At 48.9% G+C, this 16,012-nt stretch carries 12 protein-coding genes; 10 read left to right on the plus strand and 2 right to left on the minus strand.

What is annotated here, in order from left to right; all coding sequences use genetic code 11:
* Positions 1-29 precede the first annotated feature (29 nt).
* Positions 30-506 carry a GNAT family N-acetyltransferase gene (locus DP091_RS19160; protein WP_113059802.1) on the plus strand — a complete coding sequence of 159 codons (477 nt, stop codon included), beginning with the start codon at positions 30-32 and terminating at the stop codon, positions 504-506.
* Between the two features lie 148 nt (positions 507-654).
* On the plus strand, positions 655-1,128 hold the full coding sequence (locus DP091_RS19165; RefSeq protein WP_113059803.1) for an HIT family protein: 474 nt from the start codon (positions 655-657) through the stop codon (positions 1,126-1,128).
* Positions 1,129-1,781: 653 nt separating this feature from the next.
* Here the strand turns inward: DP091_RS19165 and DP091_RS19175 are convergent.
* Positions 1,782-1,991: a hypothetical protein gene (locus DP091_RS19175; RefSeq protein WP_071219080.1), complete on the minus strand. Its 210-nt coding sequence runs from the start codon at positions 1,989-1,991 to the stop codon at positions 1,782-1,784.
* 841 nt (positions 1,992-2,832) lie between these two features.
* Between DP091_RS19175 and DP091_RS19185 the strand changes: the two genes are divergently transcribed.
* The 6 genes from DP091_RS19185 (at position 2,833) to DP091_RS19210 (ending at position 10,545) form a co-directional block, all read left to right on the plus strand.
* Positions 2,833-3,105, plus strand: coding sequence for a hypothetical protein (locus DP091_RS19185; RefSeq protein WP_113059806.1), 273 nt, complete (start codon positions 2,833-2,835; stop codon positions 3,103-3,105).
* Between the two features lie 327 nt (positions 3,106-3,432).
* Positions 3,433-5,142: an extracellular solute-binding protein gene (locus tag DP091_RS19190; protein WP_113059959.1), complete on the plus strand. Its 1,710-nt coding sequence runs from the start codon at positions 3,433-3,435 to the stop codon at positions 5,140-5,142.
* A gap of 70 nt (positions 5,143-5,212) precedes the next feature.
* Positions 5,213-6,112 (plus strand): ABC transporter permease, encoded by a 900-nt coding sequence (locus DP091_RS19195; RefSeq protein ID WP_028404878.1) that lies wholly within the window; start codon positions 5,213-5,215, stop codon positions 6,110-6,112.
* 12 nt (positions 6,113-6,124) lie between these two features.
* The gene (locus tag DP091_RS19200) at positions 6,125-7,045 is read left to right on the plus strand and encodes a carbohydrate ABC transporter permease (protein WP_007130200.1); all 921 of its coding nucleotides are present in this window, start codon (positions 6,125-6,127) and stop codon (positions 7,043-7,045) included.
* 103 nt (positions 7,046-7,148) lie between these two features.
* Positions 7,149-8,900 (plus strand): sensor histidine kinase, encoded by a 1,752-nt coding sequence (locus tag DP091_RS19205; RefSeq protein WP_113059807.1) that lies wholly within the window; start codon positions 7,149-7,151, stop codon positions 8,898-8,900.
* A 1-nt stretch (position 8,901) separates the two neighbouring features.
* Positions 8,902-10,545: a response regulator transcription factor gene (locus DP091_RS19210; RefSeq protein WP_258394631.1), complete on the plus strand. Its 1,644-nt coding sequence runs from the start codon at positions 8,902-8,904 to the stop codon at positions 10,543-10,545.
* A gap of 73 nt (positions 10,546-10,618) precedes the next feature.
* Here DP091_RS19210 and DP091_RS19215 read toward each other — a convergent pair whose 3' ends face one another.
* Complete coding sequence (locus DP091_RS19215; protein ID WP_113059809.1) at positions 10,619-11,314, minus strand: helix-turn-helix domain-containing protein; 696 nt, start codon at positions 11,312-11,314, stop codon at positions 10,619-10,621.
* 295 nt (positions 11,315-11,609) lie between these two features.
* On the opposite strand from DP091_RS19215, the gene DP091_RS19220 reads away from it, so the two are divergent.
* Positions 11,610-13,007 (plus strand): ABC transporter substrate-binding protein, encoded by a 1,398-nt coding sequence (locus tag DP091_RS19220; protein WP_113059810.1) that lies wholly within the window; start codon positions 11,610-11,612, stop codon positions 13,005-13,007.
* Positions 13,008-13,104: 97 nt separating this feature from the next.
* Complete coding sequence (locus DP091_RS19225; RefSeq protein WP_113059811.1) at positions 13,105-15,996, plus strand: extracellular solute-binding protein; 2,892 nt, start codon at positions 13,105-13,107, stop codon at positions 15,994-15,996.
* Positions 15,997-16,012 lie beyond the last annotated feature (16 nt).

The raw sequence follows: 16,012 nt of genomic DNA on the forward strand, positions 1-16,012 counted from the left end.
AATATGTTAAAATATTGGAGGCCAGAAATATGGATATATCTATCCGAAACGCTCACCAAGATGACTACGAGTCTTTGCTACCTTTGTTTAGGCAGGTTCATGATCTCCACGTTTTTGAAAGACCCGATTTGTATAAAGAAAACTCAACTCCAGTCGGGAAGGAATTTTTCTTAAGCCAGCTAATTGATCCCAAACAGCATATTTTTGTTGCTACCATAGGCTTAGAGATAATCGGACTAGTAGTGACGAAGGAAGAAGACATAACGGAAAATTCATTTGTAAATGCGAGAAAGCTATTATATGAAAATAGTTTATGTGTTTCCGAAACGTATAGAAATAAGGGCGTTGGAAAGAGACTTATGCAATATGTTATTGATTTCGGAGGAAGCCTGAAAGTCAATAGTATTGAATTAGGGGTATCGGAGAACAATGCTTCTGCATATTCGGTTTATACATCATTTGGAATGACAACGAAGTGTAGAATAATGGAGTTTAGGTTGAACTAACGGACGGGTGACCTTAGCTTGATAAATAACTACAACGCGGCTGCCGGATGGATCGGAAGCCGCGTTTTGCTAACAATAACGCAACGGACAGAAGCTGCCTGCGTCTAATAGCTGTTTGGAGAAAAATGAAAGGAGTTGAGTGAGAAAGATGACAGCATCATTTTCACATAAGCCCGAAGGATACGAATGTCCATTTTGTCGTATTTGGGGTATCGAGCGACCTAATCAGGGAACAAAACAAAGGGAAATCATCTATCAGAATGAAAAGGTAACGGCATTTATCGCGAGCAAATGGTGGCCAAACAATAAAGGGCATGTTCTTGTTGTTCCTAATCAACATTTCGAGAACATCTTTGAACTTCCTATGGATTACGCTGTGGAAATTCACCGCGCGGCTCAGCTTACAGCATTTGCAATGAAAAGTACATATGGATGTGATGGAATATCTACGCGGCAACATAATGAACCTGCTGGCAATCAAGACGTGTGGCATTATCATCTCCATGTTTACCCTAGATATGAGAATGATCAACTTTATCTGACAATGGGTTCTCAGTCCGATCCAGATGAACGCTCTTTCTATGCAGATAAGTTGCGTTCTTGGATAAAGGAAAACACTTAAGGTCTAGGAGTAGCGGATGATAACCCTAGTAGGAGATGAACCTGTCAACGATTTCACCGAAGGAGTTGGGGAACATACTATTGTTAATCTTAGCATTTTTATGGTTTATTTGGTTTTTGATTGTTATTCTGTATTATATATGGACATCCTTATTCTGGTCGATGATATTTCGTGCCCAAAAACTTGAAAATGAGGGAAAACGTACACTCTCAGGGTTTGTGGCTTTGGTCTCCATAGCCTTGAACATATCTATCTTGAAATTGATTTGCTACTTTACGGATACTCCGAGTTTGTTCCAATACTCTAAAATTACCTCAACTTGTTTTACGATTGCATCTATTTATATCGTCGTATTAGGAATTGCAACCATTCCTTTTATCAAAAAAGACGGAGCCTATTTGCTGAAGCTAGCCCTATTTGGAAATAAGAAAAAGAAATGGTAAAAAAAAGATCCAATCGTTTTACCGAAAGGACCATTTTAGAATTATATGTTCAATCCCGAACAAGTGATAGAGATTTTCATATCATTTATCATTAAAAATAAAAGGAGATAGGTAGTGGAGCAGGATTAGGCGGACGCATCCGCTCCGACTAACCGCATCGCGGCCGGCCCTGTCGGAGAAGTTGTGAGATCCAATACATGTGCACTCCATTCACTTTTTCTTTTTTTTGAAGAAATCGAATTTGATCACAAAATCAAAAAGAGAAGTGATTACAACAGCTCCAAGTGGAATCATTGCGTAAGCCCAAGGCGGATTATTTGGAGCTTCACCAGGGGGTGCATCAATTAAAATCTCAAAAAGAACAACACAGTAAATTATGGCCAATAGAATACCTGTTACGTTCCTATCTTTTTTACGCATAACTATTTTTCACCACCCTTAACATGAACAACCCTTGAAATTAAATCCTCTTATGAAAGTTCATAATCATTATATTGTATTAATTGTATTTAAACCATTTTCAATGCGAATAACTTTAATGGCGATTAGAGATCTGCTACGTGACAACAAAATAGAGTGTGGAGGAATACTGTCGAGGGACAAGAACTTATAACCACACAAAAAGGAGGTCAACCAGTAAGTTCTGGTGACCTCTGCGTGGCTGAGCAATCAGCCCTCATCCGCGTCACGGGCTGAACATCTCTTCAGCATTATCGCGAGCGCCATCCTGACGAATCAAGTAGGAGACAGTTGTGCAACGATATGATGACTTGCTAACAAATGATAAACTAATGGGAAATGTTGGGCCAATCAAAAAGAAGAAGGCAGTCGGTCATCGTGATCGGCTGCCTTTGTTAAACTAAAGGGCATGTATGCATAATAAAAAGACTTCCTCGTAATAGAATTTACCAAAATGGTAATATGTTGGAGAGGAGGGGGTTGTTATTATAATTTGTCCATCGGAGGTGACGTTAGTTGAAAGATGTGGATACAAGCACAAGTAAAAAATACGGTTTATTTTTGCTCATGCTTGCGTTGATAGTTGATGCAACATTGCTATTAGTAAGTCTTAAACAATACTACTTAATCTTTGATACTTCGGGATGGAATAGTTTTATCGTATTTAATATAGTAGTAATAACTTTAATGTTATTAATATCTAAAAAGAAGATTATATGGCTGCCTATTGTCATATTATTCTTTTTATTAATAGGTTATCGGATTGATTGCTTTTTTATTTATGGAATGGGAATACGACTACGTGGACTCCCCTAGAGGAACGGAAGCTCTGATTATAAAGCATCGAGTAGCAACCTCAGGCGAAAGCCATTATTCATATGAATTTTATCAAAAGTCGTTTCCCTTTCTAATGAGAAGACTGCCTGAAGAGGATGTAGGAATTACGGTTTATGATCATGATTTATATCCAAATGCTGAGAGAGCATTAGGATTTGATCGTCCTAAATGGCTGAATGAAAAGGAAGTAATCTTTGAATCGAAAGATGGTCGAAAGAAGATTACACTAAACAAATAATAAACAAGGTATTAATTAAGCGTTATTTTTCATCAGCCGAAAAAAAGAACAGATGATGGTACGCTTATACTCTGGAGGATTTGGGAAGTTCGGTTAACGCTTCAACAAACGTTTAAGTAGAGGAACAGAAAATAAAAGCTGTTTTACGGATCAGCGAAGCCTCGACCTCAATCATGAAGTCGGGGCTTTGTCATGTACAAAATTGCATAAGGGTAAACAGCGGAGAAGTGATGTAAAGAGTTGAGGCTTGTTGGAACAAAGGGAGGTCGGTGATAATGAAAGCGTAACCAAGTACAGATGATGAATCCATTGGAACGGGGGATGCAAATGCAAAAAAGGAATTCAGTATGGCGGAGAGCGATATCCGTATTATTCATGGCGTCACTCCTGCTCTCGGCCTGCGGAGGCAGCGGGTCCGGCAGCGGCAGCTCGAACGAAACGGCCAAGACCGATCCAAGCACCGTAGCAAATGACGGCCCTTTCGGCAAATATGATCCGCCAATCGAGGTATCGTTCGTAAGGGATCTTAGCGACGTCGTGGAAAATAACGTGCTGGGCGTGCTTAAAGATGAAACGATCGACAACAATCGATGGACGCAATTGTATGAGCAGGAGCTTGGCATCAAAGTCAAGTACAAATGGGTGGTCAAAGGCAGTCCAACCTCCGACCAATACCTGCAGAAAATTAACGTGACGCTGGCTTCGGGCGACCTTCCGGACGTGATTCCGGTCAACGCCACCCAGCTCAAGCAATTGGCGGATTCGGACCAAATCATGGATATGACGGAACTTTACGAAACATACGCTTCCCCGATGACGAAGGAAGTGCTGCTTCAAGAAGGGACGAGTGCTTTTGACGCCGCTACGTTCGACGGAAAGCTGATGGCAATTCCTCAACTGGAATCCTCGATCGAGCGTTCCATGTACATCTGGATCCGGACGGACTGGCTGGAGAAGCTGGGACTTGCGCCGCCGAAAACGATGGCTGACGTGCTGGCCATATCGAAAGCGTTTACGGAGAACGAACCGGACGGGAATGGTGTGCAGGATACGTACGGACTTGGCGTTACGAAGGATTTATGGGGGGGCGCGATGGGGCTTGAGGGATTTATGGCCGGCTATAATGCCTACCCTAACATTTGGATCGAGGATGACTCCGGCAAGCTCGTCTTTGGGAGCATCCAGCCGGAAGTGAAAAAAGCGCTTCAGGTTTTGCAAGAGATGTCCAAAAACGGACAGATCGACCAAGAGTTCGGTATCAAAGACGGAGGCAAGGTTTCGGAGCAAATCTCGGCCGGCAAGATCGGTATGGAGTACGGCGAGCAGTGGAATTCCATCTGGCCGCTTCAGCTGAACCGCGATAACGATCCGAATGCGCAGTGGCAAGCGTTCCCGATCGTATCCGAATCGGGGGAAGCACCGAAGGTGCCGCTCAAATTCAGCACCACCCGATTCTTCGCCGTCAAGAAGGATGCGGCACATCCGGAAGCCGTCATCAAAATGTTCAATCTGCATCTCGAGAAAAACTGGGGGGAAACCGCCGAATTCGATAAATACTTTGCGCCGCCGGAAGCCGAAAGCGTATGGCAGCTGTCTCCGGTCACGCCGTATCCGGTCATGAAGAACGTGGATGCGTTCCGGGAAATCGATGCGGCGCGCAAGGCCGGCGACTTCTCGAAGTTAACCGGAGAGGCCAAGACGATCCAGGAAAAACTGGAGGCTTACGAATCGGGCTCATCCGAAGGCTTTGCGCTATGGGGCTGGGAACGGATTTACGGGGAACAGGGCTCCATGGGAATCGCCGACCAATACGATAAAAACGACCAATTCCTGCAGGAAAAATTCGTCGGCGCTCCGACCCCGACGATGGTCGAGCGCAAGACGACGCTCGAAAAAATGCAAAACGAGGTTTTCGTCAAGATTATTTTAGGCGAATCCATCGACACCTTCGACCGGTTCGTAGAGGATTGGAAAAAGCTCGGCGGGGATCAAATCACGCAAGAAGTCAACGAGTGGTACGAACAGGCGAAGCGATAATCCGGGGCCGGAGGGAGAACCTTGTCGTTACTCCCTCCGAATCTGTTACCTACGAATTGGAGGTTCACGAATGAAAGCGAAATGGCGAAGAGAGCTGCCGCTCCATGTGATGATATTGCCGGGATTGATTTTGATCGTTTTATTTTCGTACATTCCGATGGCCGGCATCACGATCGCATTTCAGAGGTTTATCCCTGCCAAAGGCCTCTTCGGCGATCAGCAATGGGTCGGCTGGGACAATTTCGAGTATGTGATGAGCCTGCCGAATTTTACGCAGGTTTTGTGGAATACGCTGTTTATTTCGAGCTTCAAGCTCATTCTGGGGCTCATCGTTCCAATCGTATTCGCCGTCCTGTTGAACGAACTCAAAAACAATGTGATCAAGCGATCGGTCCAAACGGCCATTTACTTGCCTTATTTCCTGTCCTGGGTCGTGCTTGGCGGCATCCTGATCGATATCCTTTCCCCGTCGGGAGGCATCGTCAACGGGTTTCTCGGCCTGCTTGGCATCCCCAAGATCTTTTTCCTGGGCGATAACGAATGGTTTCCGTTCACGCTCATTGCTTCCGACGTGTGGAAAAACTTCGGGTACGGCACGATCGTGTACTTGGCCGCGATTACGGGGATCGATCCGGGGTTATACGAGGCGGCAACGATCGACGGGGCGAACCGCTGGCGGAAAATATGGCATATCACGATTCCGGGCATGCGCATGGTAATCGTCCTGTTGTCGGTGTTAAGCCTGGGACAGCTGCTGAATGCCGGCTTCGATCAGGTGTTTAATTTATACAGCCCGCAAGTGTACGAAAGCGGAGACATTCTGGATACGTTCGTTTATCGGATCGGTTTGCTTGATGCCCAGTACGGGGTGGCGACGGCGGTCGGATTTTTTAAATCGGTCATATCGCTCACGCTGATATCGGGCTCCTACTTTTTGGCTTATCGGTTTGCGAAATACAGGATATTTTAAGGGGGGGAAACGATGCAGCAACGATTGGTGCCATCTTCGGCTGAAGGGGGCCGTATCCGGCAAAAAAGGCGGTTTGAATGGTTTTCCCTGATCAATGCCATTTTCTTGATTTTGATCTCGCTGATTTGCGTTCTTCCTTTGATTCATATCATTGCGGTTTCCTTTAGCTCCAGCGCGGCAGCTTCGGCGGGATATGTGAAGCTGTGGCCTGTCGACGTGACGCTGGCTTCCTACATGTATACGGCAAGCCGTCACGAGTTTTGGGATTCGATGCTGGTGTCGCTCACCCGGATCGGCTTGGGGACTCCGCTTAATTTGCTGCTGACCGTGTTGATTGCCTACCCGTTATCGAAAGAGACACGTTCTTTTCGGCTTCGGAGCGCGTACGCTTGGATCTTTTTCATCACGATGCTGTTTAATGGCGGCCTGATTCCTTGGTATTCAACGATAAAAGAATACGGCATGCTGGATACGATATGGGCATTGATTTTGCCGAGCGCGGTTCCCGTGTTCAGCGTCGTTCTGCTGCTTAATTTTTTCAGGGAAATTCCGAAGGAGCTTGAAGAAGCGGCGCTCATCGACGGAGCAAGCCACTGGCGGACCATGTGGTCGATTTTTGTCCCGATATCCAAGCCTGCGCTTGCCACGCTTGCTTTGTTTTCCATGGTTGAGCACTGGAACAGCTGGTTCGACGGACTGCTGCTGATGGGAGACCCGTCCAATTATCCGCTGCAAAGCTATATTCAAACGATCGTAATCCAGCAAAACCTGTCGAATATGTCGAGGGACGATATGCTGAATCTGGCGCTGATCTCCGATCGGACGCTGAAATCGTCGCAGATCTTTCTCGGCTCGCTTCCGATTATTTTGGCGTACCCGTTCTTGCAGAAATATTTCGTAAAGGGCATCGTACTCGGAAGCGTGAAGGGCTAAGGCTAAGGACACAGCGCAAGTCGATGTTGCCCGACATAAGTCTGGCTGCCCTAACGAAATGTAGGCTATAATCGAATAAAAAATGCTGGGGGCAATGCCATTGATGTTCCGACTGGACTTTTCGCTGCGCAATACGATATTTCTCCGGTTGATCGTGACGTTTCTGCTCATTATGGTGCCGATTCTGTTATTTGCCGTGTATCTTTACCATTGGAACGTGCAAACGGCCAGCTCCGACATTACCAAGACGGCAGCCGCGCAATCCGAATTCTACCTGACCGATCTGGAAAACGAAATCGAACGCATGAAAATGCTGCAGTACAGCCTGCTGGAGGATGATAACCTGAATGAACTGGTCCTGACCTGGGAGACGATGGCGACGATCGCCCGTACCGAGAACATGAATTCGTTGATCAAGCGGCTGTATACCGTTCAGAACAGCAGCATGTATATCAAGGATGTCAGTGTTCATATCGCGGCGATCGGCCGCACGATTTCAGCCGGCGATGGGGTGCGTGAATTCAGGACCGAACGCTTCCGGGAAATCCGTTCCGTCTTTGGCAGCGGCTCTCAGCTCATTGAATGGGACGGAGGCTTGTTCCTTGGCGCCATGAAACAGCGGGGAATCAAAGGGGCAGAGCCGCTGTTCACGGTCGAGATCGAGCTGGACGAGCAGCGGCTTCAGGAAGCGCTCGCCCAATTCAATACGTACCCCGGCAGCGGAACGCTGCTCCTGTCGGACAGCGCCAAGGTTGCCGTCGCGAACGGGACAGGGGAGCTGGCTAACGTTAGCCTCCCCCTTTTCCTGCGGGAACTCCCGCAGCTTCTGGAGGACACTCCTTCGCGGCTGACCGTAAATGGGAACCGGTACTATGCCGTGCAGGCGCACTCGCCGGAGCTAGCGCTGTCGATCTATCGTTTCATTCCCGAGAAGGTCGTACAGAAGCCGCTGAGCAAGTTCTACAAATGGGCATGGGGATTTGCCGCAGCCGCGCTGGGGATATTTGGCGTTTTTGCGCTGTCTACCTATAAGTTCATCCACAAACCTATGCTGGCTTTAGTTAAAGGCTTCAGAAGGATCGAGCACGGGGATCTGAGCATCCATATCGCCCATGAATCCAAGGACGAGTTTCGGTACTTATACGGCAGGTTTAACCAGATGGTGGACAATCTGCGCTCGTTGATCGATCAAGTCTACAAGCAGAAAATCATGACGCAGCGGGCGGAGCTGAAGCAGCTGCAATCGCAAATCAACCCGCACTTTTTATATAACAGCTTTTTTATCCTGAATACGATGGCCAAGACGGGAGATACGGAACGGATCGAACAGTTTACGACGCTGCTCGGGGCGTATTTCGAATTCGTGACAAGGAATGGATCGGATTTGGTTGCATTGGAACAGGAAGTTCATCATGCGAGAATGTATGCGGAAATTCAGGAGTTACGGTTTTCGAGAAGGATTCAGGTTCGCTTTGATCCGCTGCCGGATGAGCTGCGGCCGCTTCCCGTACCGCGGTTGATCGTTCAACCGATCATTGAAAACGCGTTCAAGCACAGTTTGGAAAAGAAGACGAAGAATGGTTTGATTGTGGTGCGATTCGAAAGGGCGGACGGCCAGGCTCGCGTCATCGTGGAGGATAACGGAGACCGGTTGACGGACGTGGCGCTGGAACAGATCCGGAAGTCCTTGTATAAGGAACAGGACCAGGCTGAAACGACAGGGATGGTGAACATTCATCGCCGGATCCGCATCACATTCGGGGAGGATGCCGGATTACGGACAGAACGTAGCGAGCTTGGGGGGCTTTCCGTAACGATTCTTCTTGGCAATGGAGGTGAACCGTCAAGTGTATAGAATGTTGATCGTTGACGACGAAGAAATTATCACCGATGGGCTGGCGGATATTTTCGGAAAATTGAACCTTGACCTGGATATCTATAAAGCCTATTCGGGGCAAGAGGCACTGGAACTGTTGAACCGGACGCGGGTCGATGTCGTACTATCCGACATCTGCATGCCAGGCATGGACGGCCTGGAGCTGATGGAAACGATACGTCTCAATTGGCCGCAGTGCAAAATCGTATTCCTGACAGGGCATAATGACTTCAATTATGTCTATCAAGCGATTCAAGCGCCGGACGTGCAATACGTACTCAAAAACGAAGGCTATCCGAAATTGATCGCGGCCGTCGAGCGAGCGCTCAAGGAATTGGAAGAGAAGCTGCGGGCGAATGATCTGATCCGGCGGTCGAAAGAGCAGCTGGATACGCTGGAGACGCTTGCCCACGGGGACTATTTTCGAAATTTGTTATTCCACGACGTGCTTTTCGAACGGGAATTGGATGAAGACTTCAGGCGCCTGCAAATTCCGCTGGATGCGTCCATGCCAATTCTGATCGGGCTGGGCAGCGTAACGTCTGGCGGGTCCGCGGGGAGATCCCCCACGTATGTCGACCGTCGGGAGACGGCGCTTGCGGTTAAGTTTCTGGCAGAGGCTTTCTTGGCAGAGCGGACGAGCAGCATCGGATTCATCGATCGATACGGGGATCTGATCTGGCTCATCCAGCCCAAGCGGTGGAGCAAATCGGAATGGACGGACGCTTTCGCACAGACGGTCATGTTTCTGGAGGGGACGTTCGAGCTGATTCAGCAATCCTGCCTGGAATCGCTTGACGCGTCGGTTGCCGTGACACTATGCGGTGAGGCATTCGCCTGGGAAGGACTGCCTTCCATATACGATAAAATGAGACGGTACCAGCATGATCGGACCGGTGACGGAACGCGGATGGTCCAGAAGGTGTTTCCAAGCGAGGAATCCGCGCCGTCCGCTTCGAACCTAAACAGGTCCTTGCGCGATAAATTCGAGGCGCTGGCCGTCCATTTGGAAGCCGGCAGAAGAGAGGAGTTCATGGGGCTGTTCGATGACTTGACCGAACCGGCAGCTTATGAACTCGAGCGGGGAGACCCCAATATGACGGAGCTTTGCTTTACGGTTTCGCTTGTGCTTCTGTCTTACATCAATCGGTGGGAAATCCGTGAGATCGGTTCGTTCGGCCTGATGAAGCTGGAAGACTATCGTTCATGGAGGGAAGCCTTCGGTTATTTGAAAGGCATTGCCGACGTTTTGTTTTCCCTCCGGAAAAGCGGAGAACAGAAGAGGGCTGCCGGCGTCATTGAAAAAATTAGTTCATTCATTGAACAAAACCTAAGCGAAAATCTGTCCCTTGTCAGGCTGGCGGATGAATTTCATTTCAATCCATCTTATTTATCAAGGCTGTTCAAGCAGGAAAGGGGCGTCAATCTATCGGATTATATGGACGAGCTCAGACTCCGCAAAGCGAAGGAGCTTCTGAAGAAGGAAGAACTGAAGATTGCCGAAGTCGGTGGTTTGATCGGATACGAAATGCCGCAATCGTTTACCCGTTTTTTTAAAAAATGGACCGGCCTGACGCCGCAGGAATACCGAACCGTCAGGCTAAGCCGGGATGGAGCGCAATAAGTGCAGCGACCAGGCGTAGGTCAGGCAGCAGTCCTTGGATAACCCAAGGACTTATTTGCATTGGCCTGGCATATTAGGAGGCGACCATCTTACGATATTCGTTGGCGCTTACGCCGGTATAGGATTTAAATCGCTTATAAAACCAGTCGATTTCGGTATAGCCCACCTCATTCGCAATTTCGTAAATCTTCAGATCCGTTTGTTCCAGCAGCATTTTCGCTCTTTCCATGCGCTGATTGAACAAATATTCGTTAAAGCTCATATTTTCATGGTTTTTGAACTTTTGGCCAAGATAGGAGCGGTTGAAATGGAATTTGCTTGAAATGTCTTTGAGCGTAATATTTTCGTGAAGCTTTTTCCCCACATATTCCTTGACTCTGTGAATTACGTCATCCTCAGTGCGGCGTTGGTTCGCGTTAACAGCAGCTACGCTCTTCACCAGTTCCTCAGCCGGCAACGTGCTCGGTACGTAATCGCTTACCTGCAGCTGCAGCGCTTTGCGGATGAAGGCAAATTCCATGGTATCCTCGACAACAATGATGGGCAAACGGCTTATCCTCCGGATCCGACCGCACAGCTCCAGCCCTTTCTTGGGGCTGCCGTTCATGTTGATAACCGTCAGTGAATAGCCATTCTCCTCAATCCGATGCAGCGTTGTCTCAGAATCATCTTCGCAGATTTCCATGATCATCCCGTATTTGCCCCAATCCTGCAGGCGAAGCATGTCATCGGAGCAGCAGCCCAGATTGATATACAGTAACTTAGACATGATGACTCCCTCCCCGTATATTGCGATAAGCAGAATATCAATAAAAATGTTTACGCTTACATTATGTTATCCGGAGCCCCTTTTCCACAATGTGCTTTTCTTTGCATTGCTAACCGTTCTTTACTTCTTGCAAAGCTTGGGTTGAAAAAGATCGGCGGACAAGTCGTTGCAGGAGGCGGCCTTCTAGCGTTTCAGGGGTAGAATATCTCGATTTCCCCAGGTTGTTGCATGGAAATGTAAGCGCTAAACTTTGGATGAATCTGGACCAAACATCAAACGTTGAGGGGGATTAAAGATGCGTGTTCGCAAATTATTGGTTCTGTTATTAGGATTGGTTCTGCTGCTTGCAGCCTGCAGCGGTGGCTCGGGCAACCCGAGCAGCGGCACCCAAGAAACCGTGGAATCGGAGACGAATAGCGGCGCCGACAACGGTACGTCGAAGGAACCGGGCGAGACGGGGAACAACGGCGAGGAGGAAGAGGAAGTCTACAGAACGCCGGAAATGGATTTTGATTTAGGCGGTAAGACGATTAAGGTCGTTTCTTGGTGGGATATGACGATTCCGGAGGATACCCCGGACAATATCCAGCGCAAGAAGAACCTTGAAGACCTGATGCAAAAGCATAATTTTAAAGTGGAGTACGTGCCCATTGACTACGGCGAGTACCAAGAGAAAGTTACCGCTTCCCTGCTCGCCGGCGAGCCGATCGGTGATATCGTTCGCCTTGGCAAAACCTATACGGTGCCTACCTTGGTTAAACAGGATCTGCTCTGGCCGATTGACGAATACACCAAAAATCCCGTCGCCTTTAACCAAAAGGTTACGAAAGAATACTACACGTATGAAGGCAAGGGGTACGGATTCACAGAAAATCAAGCAAATCTGGTTCAAGGCATCTTTTACAATCGTACACTTATGAACCAGCTTGGCTTAAAGCCGCTTCAAGAGTACGTGAACGAAGATAACTGGAATTGGGAAACATTCGTACAAGTGACTAAAGAAGCCAACAAAGATACGAACAACGATGGCAAGCTGGACACTTGGGGGCTAGCAAACTCCTCGCTTATGGATCATGCATTGTATTCCAACAATACAGGTCTGACCAAAGAAGATAAGCAAAATCTCGATGATCCTGCAACACTGGATGCACTTCATTTCATTTCCCGTATTGCTACCGAGAAAATAGCAAGACCGACCGAGGGCGGCGATTGGACGGAGCCAGGTCAATTTTTCCGTCAAGGCAATACATTAATGTACGCCGGTGCCCTCCATGAGATGAGCGGCATGGAGACGGATATGCCGGATTACGACATCGGTTTCGTACCTTTTCCAAAAGGGCCGAATGCAACAGAGTACCATTCTGCCGAAGCACTCTTCCAGGCGCTTACCATTCCAAAAGCAGTCGAAAATCCGGAACAGCTGCTTTATATCTGGGAGAAAATCAACGACATTGATTCCGTGTACGACTATCCGGACCAAGCCTCGTACGAAACGTTATTCTCGAGCGAAGACGACTTGAATAACGCCAAAATGGTGGCGCCAAACATGATTATTCTTGACCACAATACATTCCCGAATTTGAAGTACTACGATTTCGTCGGCGAGCTGAATGAGGGGATATCCGTTTCCACCGTTGTTGAGAAGTACAAGTCAACGTTCCAAGCGGCTATCGACGAAGTATATGGTCAGTAATCTTGAACATTAGCCGACGAACCGATCGTCCCTGCGCAGCGCATTGCTGCGGCAGGGACTGTCATTGGATGGATTAACCGTATGGGAGGGAGAGAAATTGAACACCAGGAAGAAGCGTTTCGGTAGCGCCATACTTGTCATCGTCCTATTTTTTTTGTCTCTATGGGCCTTCTACCCTTCGAAATCGACAAACCAAGGCTTCGTTCAAGCGACCTCCGACTTTGAAGCGGTCATAGAAACGGAAGGGCAGGACGGGTACAGCCAGTATTTAGACGCTCATGCATCGGCGAGCCGCCCGGACCGCATCGTCCGCATCGAAGGCGAGTCCTTTGTATCAATCTCTGGGGAGGGATTCGAGATTGCGGAGAAATTACACGGCTCCGAAGGAAAATCCGTGATCACGCCAGAGGTTGGCTCTATCTCATGGGACGTAAACGTAGAAGAACCGGGCTTATACCATGTCCGGATCCGATATTATCCGATTGAAGGGAAGAGTTCGGCGATTGAAAGGCAGTTCTCTATCAATGACAAGGTGCCTTTCAAGGGAGCGGATATCGTGCTATTCGACAGAGTATGGGGAAACCGGGACGAGGAAATCAGGCAGGATAACCGCGGAAACGATCTGCGGCCAAGGCAGATCGAGCAGCCTTCCTGGCAGCTTGCGCCGCTCTCCGATCGGTACGGCTACTATGATGAGCCGTATTCCTTTTATTTAGACAAGGGAAAGCAGAAGCTTACGCTAACGTCCTTGCGGGAGCCGATGGCGATTGATTATATCGAGCTGTACCAGGATCATGCTTTGAAAACATACGAGGAGCTGGCGAATGAATATGAGTCCGAGGGCTTGGAACCGACCCGGGATCAGTACATTCTGATCCAGGCGGAGGATGCCAAGCGGAAATCATCGCCGACCTTGTATCCTACATCCGACAGATCCAGCCCGACCGTTGAGCCGTACGACGTTTCCAAAATCAGAATCAACACGATTGGAGGCGTTAACTGGAAGCTGCCGGGGCAATGGATCGAATGGGAGTTCCAGGTGGAAGAAGACGGTTTGTACCAAATCGCCTTGAAGCAAAAGCAGGACCAGCTCCGGGGCGTATTTGCCACACGAAGCCTTATGATCGACGGGGAGTTTCCCTTTGAGGAAATGAAACGAATCCGCTTTCATTATGACCGCGATTGGCAAATGAACGTGTTGGGCGAGGAAGAACCTTATTTATTCCATTTCACCGAAGGGACGCATCGGATCCGAATGATGGTGTCTCTCGGCGAGATCGCGCCGCTCTTGCAGACGATTGAATCCAGCGTGCTGGAACTGAACGAAATGTACCGCAAAATATTAATGATCACCTCCAATACGCCGGATCCGTTCCGGGATTATCAATTGGAGAAGCGGATTCCGGATATGGTGGAGGTGTTCACCGAACAGGCCGAAATCATTCAAAGCGTGGCCGATTACCTGGAAGAAGCGACAGGCGAGCGAAGCGACAAGGTAGCCGTTCTGCATTCAATGGTGCACCAGCTGAACGAGCTCGCCGAAAATCCTGAAACCGTCGCCAAGCGCTTGGATACGTATAAGGTGAACGTGGGCGGTCTCGGAACCTGGATGCTGCAGATTAAAGAGCAGCCCATCTCGCTCGATTATCTGATCGTTCACTCGCCGGATCGCAAGCTGCCCAAACCGGACGCGTCGTTTTTCGAGGTCGCGGGCCATGAGTTAGGCGCTTACGCAGCTTCGTATACGGAAGATTATGACACCATCGGGAACGCCGGCGATGAAGATGATGCCATTACCGTGTGGATAACGACCGGACGCGATCAGGCGCAAGTACTGAAAGCATTGATCGACGACACGTTTACGCCTGAGTCGGGTATTCCGGTGCATCTCCGGCTTGTTCCGGGAAACATCCTTCTGCCAGCCACGCTTGCCGGTGAAGGTCCGGATGTCGCCATGCAAATCGGCGAGGACGTGCCGGTCAACTACGCGATGAGGGGCGCTGCGGCCGATTTAACAAAATTCGATGATTTCGAAGAGGTGGTCACCCGATTCCGCGACAGCGGGCTGGAGCCTTACAAATATAACGGCGGGGTGTACGCCTTGCCTGAACAGCAGACCTTCCCGATGTTGTTCTATCGCAAGGATATTTTGGAGGAACTCGGCTTGAAGCCGCCAGCGATCTGGCAAGAAATCTATGACATGATTTCCGTGCTTCAGAAGCACAACATGCAATTTTATTTGCCGCTGGAAGCCACCAACGCAAGCCTGGTTCCGAATGCGACGTTCGCCATGCTGCTGTACCAGAACGGCGGGCAGTTTTACCGCGATAACGATACGAAGAGTGCACTCGACTCGGACATCTCCATGGAGGCCTTTAAGAAGTGGACGCAGTTCTATACCAGCTACAAGTTCCCGCTGCAAGCGGATTTCCCGAACCGTTTCCGGACCGGGGAAATGCCGATCGGGATTGCGGATTACACGACGTACAACATGCTGACGGTCATGGCCCCTGAGATTAAGGGGCTGTGGGATTTCACGATTGTGCCGGGGACTGAACGCGAGGACGGCACCGTGAACCACGAAGTTGCCAGCCATACGACCGCCGTCATGCTGCTTCAAAATTCGAAGAGCAAAGCGGCCGCTTGGGAATTTCTGAAGTGGTGGACCGACAAGGAGACGCAAATTGCGTATGGCCGAGAGATGGAAGGCTTGATGGGAGAGGCTGCCCGCTATCCGACGGCCAACATCGAAGCGCTGGAGGAGCTGCCATGGCCGGTGAAGGATTATCGGAATTTGGATAACCAGTGGCGATGGGTACGAGGCATTCCGCAGGTGCCCGGAGGATATTTCACGGGCCGACATTTGGACAATGCTTTCAGGAAAGTGGTAAATGCCAGCGAAAATCCGCGCGAAGCCTTATCCGATTATATTTTGTACATTAACGATGAAATCGAGATCAAGCGGAAGGAGTTCAATTTGCCATATTAACAGGGGAGGTGCGGTA

The organism is Paenibacillus sp. MDMC362 (assembly GCF_003269305.1).
Taxonomy (GTDB): domain Bacteria; phylum Bacillota; class Bacilli; order Paenibacillales; family Paenibacillaceae; genus Paenibacillus_AQ.

What these genes read in the sequence shown, in the direction of transcription:
- DP091_RS19190 (WP_113059959.1), top strand. Translation starts at nt 3,433, where the DNA reads ATGCAAAAAAGGAATTCAGTATGGCGGAGAGCGATATCCGTATTATTC.
- DP091_RS19210 (WP_258394631.1), top strand. Translation starts at nt 8,902, where the DNA reads ATGTTGATCGTTGACGACGAAGAAATTATCACCGATGGGCTGGCGGAT.
- DP091_RS19205 (WP_113059807.1), top strand. Translation starts at nt 7,149, where the DNA reads ATGTTCCGACTGGACTTTTCGCTGCGCAATACGATATTTCTCCGGTTG.
- DP091_RS19160 (WP_113059802.1), top strand. Translation starts at nt 30, where the DNA reads ATGGATATATCTATCCGAAACGCTCACCAAGATGACTACGAGTCTTTG.
- DP091_RS19215 (WP_113059809.1), bottom strand. Translation starts at nt 11,314, where the DNA reads ATGTCTAAGTTACTGTATATCAATCTGGGCTGCTGCTCCGATGACATG.
- DP091_RS19195 (WP_028404878.1), top strand. Translation starts at nt 5,213, where the DNA reads ATGAAAGCGAAATGGCGAAGAGAGCTGCCGCTCCATGTGATGATATTG.
- DP091_RS19175 (WP_071219080.1), bottom strand. Translation starts at nt 1,991, where the DNA reads ATGCGTAAAAAAGATAGGAACGTAACAGGTATTCTATTGGCCATAATT.
- DP091_RS19220 (WP_113059810.1), top strand. Translation starts at nt 11,610, where the DNA reads ATGCGTGTTCGCAAATTATTGGTTCTGTTATTAGGATTGGTTCTGCTG.
- DP091_RS19200 (WP_007130200.1), top strand. Translation starts at nt 6,125, where the DNA reads ATGCAGCAACGATTGGTGCCATCTTCGGCTGAAGGGGGCCGTATCCGG.
- DP091_RS19165 (WP_113059803.1), top strand. Translation starts at nt 655, where the DNA reads ATGACAGCATCATTTTCACATAAGCCCGAAGGATACGAATGTCCATTT.